At 62.1% G+C, this 9,385-nt stretch carries 10 protein-coding genes and 2 tRNA genes; 9 read left to right on the top strand and 3 right to left on the bottom strand.

Annotation, left to right across the window (positions count from 1 at the left end):
• Positions 1 to 178: 178 nt before the first annotated feature.
• Positions 179 to 820 carry a metallophosphoesterase family protein gene (locus tag JCM17207_RS09650; protein WP_238317455.1) on the bottom strand — a complete coding sequence of 214 codons (642 nt, stop codon included), beginning with the start codon at positions 818 to 820 and terminating at the stop codon, positions 179 to 181.
• Between the two features lie 33 nt (positions 821 to 853).
• Positions 854 to 2,782 (bottom strand): BMP family ABC transporter substrate-binding protein, encoded by a 1,929-nt coding sequence (locus JCM17207_RS09645; protein ID WP_238317454.1) that lies wholly within the window; start codon positions 2,780 to 2,782, stop codon positions 854 to 856.
• A 159-nt stretch (positions 2,783 to 2,941) separates the two neighbouring features.
• Here JCM17207_RS09645 and JCM17207_RS09640 point away from each other — a divergent pair, with 159 nt between their 5' ends.
• The 4 genes from JCM17207_RS09640 to JCM17207_RS09625 all read left to right on the top strand — a co-directional run bounded on the left by JCM17207_RS09640 (position 2,942) and on the right by JCM17207_RS09625 (position 4,326).
• Positions 2,942 to 3,505 carry a DUF1643 domain-containing protein gene (locus JCM17207_RS09640; protein WP_238317453.1) on the top strand — a complete coding sequence of 188 codons (564 nt, stop codon included), beginning with the start codon at positions 2,942 to 2,944 and terminating at the stop codon, positions 3,503 to 3,505.
• A 19-nt stretch (positions 3,506 to 3,524) separates the two neighbouring features.
• Positions 3,525 to 4,031: a phosphatase PAP2 family protein gene (locus tag JCM17207_RS09635; RefSeq protein ID WP_238317452.1), complete on the top strand. Its 507-nt coding sequence runs from the start codon at positions 3,525 to 3,527 to the stop codon at positions 4,029 to 4,031.
• A 136-nt stretch (positions 4,032 to 4,167) separates the two neighbouring features.
• Positions 4,168 to 4,241 (top strand) — tRNA-Arg (locus tag JCM17207_RS09630).
• Positions 4,242 to 4,249: 8 nt separating this feature from the next.
• Positions 4,250 to 4,326 (top strand) — tRNA-His (locus JCM17207_RS09625).
• A 300-nt stretch (positions 4,327 to 4,626) separates the two neighbouring features.
• On the opposite strand, the gene JCM17207_RS09620 is transcribed toward JCM17207_RS09625, so the two are convergent.
• Positions 4,627 to 5,220 carry a uridine kinase family protein gene (locus JCM17207_RS09620; protein ID WP_238317451.1) on the bottom strand — a complete coding sequence of 198 codons (594 nt, stop codon included), beginning with the start codon at positions 5,218 to 5,220 and terminating at the stop codon, positions 4,627 to 4,629.
• Positions 5,221 to 5,489: 269 nt separating this feature from the next.
• Between JCM17207_RS09620 and JCM17207_RS09615 the strand changes: the two genes are divergently transcribed.
• From JCM17207_RS09615 to JCM17207_RS09595, 5 genes are all read left to right on the top strand, one after another.
• Positions 5,490 to 6,077 carry a DUF3793 family protein gene (locus tag JCM17207_RS09615; RefSeq protein ID WP_238317450.1) on the top strand — a complete coding sequence of 196 codons (588 nt, stop codon included), beginning with the start codon at positions 5,490 to 5,492 and terminating at the stop codon, positions 6,075 to 6,077.
• A 310-nt stretch (positions 6,078 to 6,387) separates the two neighbouring features.
• Positions 6,388 to 6,600, top strand: a complete 213-nt coding sequence (locus JCM17207_RS09610) for a FeoA family protein (protein WP_238317449.1) — start codon at positions 6,388 to 6,390, stop codon at positions 6,598 to 6,600.
• A 67-nt stretch (positions 6,601 to 6,667) separates the two neighbouring features.
• Complete coding sequence (locus tag JCM17207_RS09605; RefSeq protein WP_238317448.1) at positions 6,668 to 6,889, top strand: FeoA family protein; 222 nt, start codon at positions 6,668 to 6,670, stop codon at positions 6,887 to 6,889.
• A gap of 31 nt (positions 6,890 to 6,920) precedes the next feature.
• The gene (feoB, locus tag JCM17207_RS09600; protein ID WP_238317447.1) at positions 6,921 to 9,140 is read left to right on the top strand and encodes a ferrous iron transport protein B; all 2,220 of its coding nucleotides are present in this window, start codon (positions 6,921 to 6,923) and stop codon (positions 9,138 to 9,140) included.
• 40 nt (positions 9,141 to 9,180) lie between these two features.
• Positions 9,181 to 9,330, top strand: coding sequence for a FeoB-associated Cys-rich membrane protein (locus JCM17207_RS09595; protein ID WP_373871953.1), 150 nt, complete (start codon positions 9,181 to 9,183; stop codon positions 9,328 to 9,330).
• The last annotated feature ends 55 nt before the right edge of the window (positions 9,331 to 9,385 follow it).

Here is a 9,385-nt window from a genome sequence, read left to right as displayed (position 1 = left end):
TTCCCTGGCTGCGAAGTTCTAATATCTCTTTCTCGTGTTCCTGAATGTGGCTGTATTTTCTTGGCATAGCAAAGACCTCCTGTAGTAGTTTTATTCTACCACAGGAGGCCTTCTTTTTTCACTGTCTACTTTTACTGGAGCGGTTCAGCAAGGGGAAGCGCCTTTTTTGATTCCTGTTTTAAAAAATCCCCTTGATCATGCCGGACAGCGGCGAAGGGGCGGGATCCGGGATGTCGAACAGATACCGCTCGGTGGCGTTGATGACGGTGGTCTCCCCCCGGGTGCAGACCCGGGGCAGCTGCGCGTCGTAGTTCAGATGGATGTGCCCATGTACAAACCAGCCGGGCTGATAGCGGTCCAAGACCTCGTTAAAGCTCTCAAACCCCCGGTGGGCCGGGTCCTCCCCGTCGTTCAGGCCCCGGGCGGGGGCGTGGGTCAGCAGAAGGTCGATCCCGCCGGCCCGGTACATCGCCCACCGCATCCGGATGATCCGCCACCGCATCTCCCGCTCGGTGTACTGGAAGCTGCTCTCCTGGTTGTAGCGCATGCTGCCCCCAAGGCCCAGGATCCGCAGCCCTTTCCAGATATAAAGGGCATCGTCGATGCAGATGCAGCCCCCCGGCGCCCGGGTTTGATAGGACTCGTCGTGGTTTCCGTGCACATACAGGATGGGTACGGTGGTAAAATTGGTCATATGCTCGAGGTAGCCCGCCGGCAGATCCCCACAGGAGAGGATCAGGTCAATGCCGGCCAGCCGTTCTTTGGAACAGTAGTCCCACAGTGCCTTGGAAGGCACATCTGAAATTGCTAGTATCTTCACGTCCCGTTTGCTCCATTCTTCCCGCCGGGGGGATCACTGGGCGGCCGGGGAATCCGGCGCCTGTTTGATGATGTCCAGCCCGTTGATATCCACCAGGAACCGCGTCTTGGCGTTCAGCTCGTCGTAGTGGGGCAGCGACCCCTCCACACACTCGTCCAGCCAGTCCATCTCCATCAGCTCCTTGGGGCTGTAAATGGGCCCCTTGGGGGAACAGAGTTTGTGGCCCTGGGCATAGCTCTTGATGGGGAAGATATGCAGGATGCCGTCTTGCAGCTGCTTTTCCACCAGATCCAGCAGCTGGAGGGTGCCGCCGGGCAGCTCCTGGCTATAGGACAGCTCCACGGCGCCGCTCTTCATTCCCCACCAGTAGTTGATGGCGCGGCCGTTGGCGCCGGTCTCCCAGGTGCCGTCCAGAATGGAGCGGATGATCGCCTGGTAGAAGATATCCCACCGCCAGACCGGCAGACCCAAAGGCTGGAGCAGCCCGCTGGGCAGCCGGCGGCAGAGGCCGTAATCCCGGAAGGTATCGGGGGCCTCCCGGCTGTCCCGGGCGTAAAAGACGGTGATCTCGGGCCGGTCGGAGAAGTCGAGGGGATGTTCGGGATCGGGCAGGCAGGCCCACCGGAGCAGGATCCGCCCCTCGGGGCGGACGGTTTTGAGACCCTGGGCGAAGGCGTTGATGGCGGCGGGCACCCCGTAGATGGGGTTGGTGCCCACAAAGCCCACCCAGTTGGTGGGGGACATGATGCCCGCCAGGATGCCCAGCAGATAGGTGGCCTCGTAGGTGCGGGGGTAATAGGTCCGCACCAGGGGGTGAGGGGCGTTGAGAGAGCAGTTGAGGAACTTGGTCTTGGGGTGCTGGGCGGCCACCTTCAGGCAGGCGGTGTGCATCCGGATGCTGCTGGTGAAGATGACGTCCGCCCCGTCGTGGGCTACCTCCTCGATCACCTGCCCGGCGTCCACGAAAGAATCCACATGCTCCCGGGTGGTCAGGATCACCCGGTCCTGGAAGGTGCTGGCCAGCACCGGCAGGGCCTCCTGCTGGGCCTTCACCCAGGCGCTGGTCTGGGCGTCGTGCTCGTGGAGGAACGCCACCTTCAGCTCGGTGAGCCGGGGGATCCGGACGTTCAGGAGGGGGGGTTTTGCGGCAGGGGGCTCCAGCGACAGCTCCACCGCCTGGGGCTGGGTCAGGACGGTGATCTCGTCCCACAGCTTGGTGAGCTGGGCTTTCAGCTGGGCGGGGGTCGCCTCGCAGGCGTCGGAGTAGCGGTAGACCGACAGGTAAACCAGCAGGGCGTCGCCCACGGCCAGGGGCAGCTGCCCGCCCCCCAGGGCCAGATACTGCTGGCGGAACATGGTATAAAAAGCCTTGAAGTTCAGCCGGTCGTCGTCGGTCCAGGCTTCATTGGAGGCCTTGCAGACCAGTTTTTGGAGTTTGGCGTATCCCCCCGGGCGGGAGAAATTCACCTCGTTGATCTGGGAGAGTTTATAGAAATCCAGGAACTCGTAGTAGATCCGGCTCTCGGTGCTGTCGTTGCGGGCCGGGATCAGCCGGGTGACGGTGCCCGGGATGCTGGCGGCGTCGAAGTGCTTGAGCACCGACACCCGCTTGTTGCCCTCCTGGATATAAAAGCGGTTCAAAAACTCATAGGCCGTCACCGGGCTGTGGATGCCCTCGGACAGGTGGGCGTCGCAGAGGTTGGACCACTTGGAGGCAAACTCGGTGTCCGGCCCCAGCAGGGGCATAAAGTTGGGGGCAAAAGCGGTGTGGCGACCGCTGGTCTTGGTACCCACAATCTGCTCCGCGGGGATGTTGATCAGGCCCAGATCCTCCTGGGAGACAATGTTGACGTTCATCAAAATATCATCCAGCACCGCCAGATAGGGGGACTGGCCCCGGGCCACGCAGGCACGGTATGCACGCTGCCCCGCACGCAGGGCGGCTTTATAATCTTCCATCATAAAAAGCAGGCTCCTTTCTCGTTCAGCAAAGCCAGTGCGGGGGCGGCCGACCTGGCCGCCTCTGGTACCAGTATACCACTCTTTTGGCCAAAAGTGTTGATTTGCGTCAAACTTTCAGGTAGGATAATAAAAAAATACATACAGAAGGATGTCCCCCCTATGGAACTGGAAACTCTCCCCCGTCTGGAAGCCGGCGAATATCCCGGCGGCCTGTGGTATTATGAGCCCCACACCTACCAGCCCTACCGCTATGTGCTGGGCCGGGTAGGCCGCAAGCCCTTAGTCTGCATCGGCATCAACCCCAGCACCGCTCAGCCCGGCGCTCTGGACCCCACCCTCAAGAGCGTGGAACGTCTGGCGGCGGCCAACGGCTTTGACAGCTGGATCATGTTCAACGTCTACCCCCAGCGGGCCACCGACCCCAACGAGATGGACCGCACCCCCGACCCCGCTCTCTGCGCCGAGAACCTGCGCTGGCTGGCGGCGGTGCTGGCCGAGACCGAACCCACCATGTGGGCGGCCTGGGGTACCCTGATCGAAAAACGGGAGTATCTGCCCGGGCTGATGCGGCAGATGGTGGCCCTGACCCGGGAGAAGAATATTCCCTGGGTGACCTTCGGCAAGCGGAGCAAAAAGGGCCACCCCCACCACCCCCTCTATCTGCGAAAAGACTCCACCCCCGAGCCCTTCGACGTGGAGGAATATCTCAACACCTGTTTTTGACCCAAAGAAAGGAGCCGCCGTGACCCCGCAGCAGTACAAAAAAATCTACGACTGGTTCACCGCCCGGCCCGGGGCGCTGGCGGCCCTGGCGGCGGCGGATCTCTTTCTGCCCCGGCTCTTGTTTTTGGGCTACCCGGTGCTGCTGGGCCTGTTGGGCTTTGAGGCTCTCCGGGGCGGCAGCTGGCTTGACCTGGCCCGGGCGGTGGCGGTGCCGGCAGCAGTTTTTATCGGGGGCAGCGCCCTGCGGGCCAAGCTCAACTTCCCCCGGCCCTACGAACAGCCGGGGTTTACACCTCTGGCAGACAAGGCCACCAGGGGCCAGGCTTTCCCCAGCCGGCACGCGTTGAGCGCGGCGGTGATTGCGGCGGCCTGGCTGCGGTTCTACCCGCCGGTGGGCTGGATCATGGCGGCGGCTGCGGCGGGGGTCTGTGTGGTCCGGGTGCTGGCCGGGGTCCACGCCCCCCGGGACGTAGCGGCAGGGGCTGCTCTGGGCTTTGGGCTGGGGGTCCTGGGAATGTGGCTCTGAGGGCGAGAAAAACGGGAGAAAAGTTTTTTCCGATTTTTCTTGACAGAACCCGAAGAGTATGGTAATATATCTCTCGCAACACAACACACACCGAGTTGCTGTTGCCTCATACAGGTACCCTTTGGGATAACAACGTGCGCCCGTAGCTCAGGTGGATAGAGCAACTGCCTTCTAAGCAGTGGGCCGGGGGTTCGAGTCCCTTCGGGCGCATATATGTGGTGCCCATAGCGTAGTCGGTTAACGCGCCAGATTGTGGATCTGGAGACCGAGGGTTCGAGTCCCTCTGGGCACCCCACCAAGACATCCGCTGTAAAACAGCGGATGTCTTTTTTGTTTGTGGGGTGTCCAGAGGGGCTCGAACAGGGCGGCCGGACCGCAGGCACGGCAAGCAAAGCCACAGCGCGGCTTTGCTTAGCCCGCGGGTGCCAATCTCTTTTGCGCACTACCGGGGAGCACGGGCCACGCTGTTTTACAGCGGATGTTTTTCTTTTATCCGGATGCCCGGAGAGGCTCAAAAAGAGATGCCAAACAAAATCACCGCATAAAAACGCCGGGATCTCCCCCGGCGTTTATTTTACTATAAGGCAGTTCTGTTTTATTCCAGCGGTTCGGCCCCGGTGTCGAGAATCCGGTCCGCCTTCTGCGGGATCTGCCAGGCGGCAAAATATTCCTCCTCCAGGGGGATCCACCGCCGAGCAAAGTTTGAATATCGCTCCCCTTCCCGGGCCATCAGGCGGCGGGCCTGCTCCTCCGCCGGGCAGGTGACAAAGATTTTATGATGGTAGAACCCCGCCAGTTTCGGGTGGTGGGAATAACTCCCCTCCACCAAAACCAGGGGCTGGGGGGCCAGCAGCCGCTCCGGTTCCAACGCCCCCCGGGCGCAGGAATACGCCCGGTACCGGACAGTCTGCCCCGCCCGGGCGGGGGCCAGCGCCTCGGCCAAAAAACGGTCCAGGTCCATGTTGGCGCAGGGGGTATTCTCCCAGCCGGGGGCCCGCTGCCCCAGAGGCAGATAAAAATCGTCCATGTGGAGGGTGAGGCTGGCCGGGAAGTGCTCCGCCAGCGCCGCCGCCAGGGTGGTTTTGCCGCTGCCGCACCGGCCGTCGATGGCCACCACCAGCGGCCCGCCCCCCTGCGCCAGTTGGGCGCTCACCCAGTCCATCAGGTTTTCCATCTGTGCTGCTGCCATTTCTTTCTGTCCTCCCTGGCCGCCCATCGCGGCCCAATGGGGCCAGTATACCATATTCCGGGCGGAGTGGCCAGGGGCGGCTTTTCCAATTCAGGGTTGACAAGCCGGGCGGGATATGGTATTCTCCAGTTGTTAGTTTTAGCTAACCAGTGCAGCAGGCGGATCTCCTCCGCTGTTATTTTTTCCTTTCTGAGTTAGTTTAGACTAATTACATACCAGTCCCCGGGGCTGGAATACTAAACAAAAACCATGCAGCCGAGGTGAACCGGATGGAACGCAATTTTGAAACGGTGATGATTGAACAGTGTGCCCCCACCCTGGCGGGGCTGAAACCCGCCAATCTCTTCCGGCTGGAGTGCCGGGACCGGGCCGCCCTCTATGCCCGGGTGGAGGGGTGGAACGCCGCCTTGAACCCCAAAGGGGTCCGGCTGCTGGTGCTGAAAGAGTGTCCTCACACCTGCTGTTACCTGGTCTACGTCTACCGGGCGCCCAAGCTCTGGGCCGAGCTTTCCCGGCCCGAGACCCGGGCCTTCCTCTCCCAGGAGGGCTACCGTCTGCCCGGCACAGAGACGGGCCCCGCGGGCTGCGCCGCTCTGCTGGAACAGCTGGCGGGGCGTCTCGGGGCCAGCGGCCAGTTCCCCCACGAGATCGGGGTCTTTCTGGGTTACCCCCTGGGGGATGTGCTGGGCTTTATCCAGAACCAGGGCAAGAATTTTACCTGCTGCGGCTGCTGGAAAGCCTACGGCGATCCCGCCGCCGCCCAGCGGATTTTCGACCAGTTCCAAAAATGCACCGCCATCTACCTGCGGCTGTTCCACAGCGGGCGGCCCATCGCCCGGCTTACCGTGGCGGCCTGATCTTTTCGACATCCTCTTTTGATATACTCTCTTTTACCCCTGGCGCCTGCCTCGGCAGGCAAATCCTCCTTTTTTGCTTTGCGGCCCCGGCCCCACGGAACCTGCCCCGTGGCCCGGGGCCGCAGCCTTTTGCCGGAAAAATGCCGGTTTTGCCTCAAAAAGATTCTCATGGTTTGTTAGATATAACAAACTTTAAAGATTCTTTCACAAAGTGGTTGACTTTCACGGTTAGCCGAATTAAACTAACCACGTCAACAAGGTTATACATTAATAACCAAGTATTCCGGCATCCAGATCGAGGTGAACCATTATGATGCCTTTAAGCATTGCACGGCCCGGCGAGACCGTGACCATTCAGAAAATCACCGGCAAAGACGAGGTGCGCCAGCACCTGGCCGAGCTGGGGTTTGTGGTGGGCAGCAGCGTGACCGTCGTGAACGAGATCGCGGGAAACCTGATCCTCCAGGTGAAGGAGAGCCGCATCGCGCTGGACCGCACCATGGCAAACCGAATCATGATCTGACCCACCTGCCGCCCCGCCCGGGGCAGGCAGAAGGATAAATCGCAGCGGTATGGGAGGAACCAAAGCTATGAACACATTGAACAATATCAAAGTCGGCCAGACCGTCACGGTGGCCCGGCTGAACGGAGCCGGGGCCGTCAAGCGCCGGATCATGGACATGGGGATCACCAAAGGGGTGGAGATCTATGTCCGCAAGGTGGCGCCCCTGGGGGACCCCATGGAGCTGACCGTCCGGGGCTATGAGCTGAGCATCCGCAAAGCAGACGCCGAAATGGTCGAAGTGCTCTGAGGCACCGGCCCAAGAGAGAAAGGAGCAGCAGATGGCAGAACTGAAAATCGCGCTGGCGGGCAACCCCAACTGCGGCAAGACAACCCTGTTCAACGACCTGACCGGGTCCAACCAATATGTGGGCAACTGGCCGGGCGTCACGGTGGAGAAAAAAGACGGCCGGCTCAAGGGCCACAAGGATGTCATCATCCAGGACCTGCCGGGTATCTATTCCCTCTCCCCCTATACCTTAGAGGAAGTGGTCTCCCGGACCTATCTCGTCAACGAGCAGCCCGACGCCATCCTGAACATTGTGGACGGCACCAACATCGAGCGGAACCTCTACCTCTCCACCCAGCTGATTGAACTGGGGATTCCGGTGGTGATCGCCGTCAACATGATCGACCTGGTCCGCCGGAACGGGGATCAGATCGACCTGAAAAAGCTGGGCGAGGCCATGGGCTGCCGGGTGGTGGAGATGAGCGCCCTCAAGGGCGAGGGCAGCAAGGAGGCCGCTCTGGCGGCGCTGGCGGCGGCCCGGGGCGGCGAAGCCAAAGAGCTGCCCCACGTCTTTACCGGCAGCGTGGAGCACGCCATTGCCCACATTGAGGAGTCCATCCAGAGCCGGGTGCCCGAACGGTTCCTGCGCTGGTACGCCATCAAGCTCTTTGAGCGGGACGAGCGGGTGATGGAGCAGCTGGGGCTGGACAAGGACAACATCCTGGCCGAGCACATCGAGCAGCACATCGCCGACTGCGAGGCCGAGATGGAGGATGACGCCGAGAGCATCATCACCAACCAGCGGTACGCCTACATCCACACCGTGGTGGAAAAGGCGGTGGTCAAAAAGCCCCGGAAGGACAACATGACCGTCTCGGACCGGATCGACCAGGTGGTGACCAACCGGGTGCTGGCCCTTCCCATCTTCGCAGTGATTATGTTCGCCGTCTACGCCATCGCCATGGGCGGCTATCCCTTCTCCATCGGCACCATGGGCACCGACTGGGCCAACGACACCCTCTTCGGCTCCATCGTGCCCGGGCTCTTCGACGCCCTGCTGCTGGACGGCACCGGCGCCCCCCGGGTGGCCGAGTGGCTCTACGGCCTGATTCAGGATGGCATCGTGGCCGGCGTGGGCGCGGTGCTGGGCTTTGTGCCCCAGATTCTGGTCCTCTGCTTTTTGCTGGCCATTCTGGAGGACGTGGGTTACATGGCCCGCATCGCCTTTGTGATGGACCGGATCTTCCGCCGGTTCGGCCTGTCGGGCAAGAGTTTCATTCCCCTGCTGGTGGCCACCGGCTGCGGCGTGCCCGGCATCATGGCCACCCGCACCATTGAGCAGGACCGGGACCGCAAACTCACCATCATGACCACCGGGTTCATCCCCTGCGGCGCAAAGCTGCCCATCATCGGCCTGTTTGCGGGCGCGGTCTTTGGGGAGAGCCCCTGGGTGGCCACCTCGGCCTTCTTCATCGGGATCGGCGCGGTGATCGTCTCGGGCATCATCCTGAAAAAGACCCGGGCCTTCGCCGGGGAGCCCGCTCCCTTCGTCATGGAGCTGCCCGCCTACCACGCCCCCGCCTGGGGCAACGTGCTGCGGGCTACCTGGGAGCGGGGCTGGTCCTTCATCAAGCGGGCTGGTACCGTGATCCTGATCTCCTCCATTATCCTCTGGTTCCTCCAGGGCTACGGCTTTGTGGACGGGGTGTTCCAGGCAGTGGAGGACAACAACCACTCCCTGCTGGCCGTCATCGGCAACGCCCTGGCCTGGATCTTCTATCCCCTGGGCTGGGCGGGCGACATGGCCTGGAAGGCCACCGTCGCCACCATCACCGGCCTGATCGCCAAGGAAGAGGTGGTCAACACCTTCGGCGTGCTCTACCAGTACGCGGGCGAGGTGGATCTGATGGAGGATTCCAGCCCCATCTGGGCCGCGGTGGCCGCCGACTTCGGGGCCATGCGGGCATACAGCTTCCTGATCTTCAACCTGCTCTGCGCCCCCTGCTTCGCGGCCATGGGCGCCATTAAGCGGGAGATGAACAACCCCAAGTGGACGGCTTTCGCCATCGGGTATATGTGCGCCTTTGCCTACGCGATCTCCATGATCGCCTACCAGCTGGGCGGCCTTATCACCGGCGAGGCGGTGTTCAGCCTCTGGACGGTGGCGGCTCTGGCAGTGCTGGCCGTGCTGCTCTGGATGCTCTTCCGCCCCGCCCCCAAGGTGCGGGAGGAGGTCCGGTTCCGGGCCGCAAAGTCCGCCCAATCCGCATAAACCCACCCTTTGATTTTCTCATCCTGAAAGGAGGCAGCCTATGGACTGGCTGATGGCAAACGCTTATACGATTCTGGTGGCCGGCGCGGTAGCCGGTGCGGTGGGGCTGGCCCTCCGCAGCATGATCCGGGACAAAAAGCAGGGCAAAACCTGCGGCGGCGATTGCAGCCGCTGCGGCGGGTGCCACTAAGGGCCCGGAAAAACAAGCCATAAAAGACCAGGGGCGGGGGGGGGGGGGGGGGGGG

The organism is Faecalibacterium gallinarum (assembly GCF_022180365.1).
GTDB lineage: Bacteria > Bacillota > Clostridia > Oscillospirales > Ruminococcaceae > Faecalibacterium > Faecalibacterium gallinarum.
The sequence above is the reverse complement of the archived record's forward strand: the minus strand, read 5'-3'. Positions and strand labels throughout refer to the sequence as shown.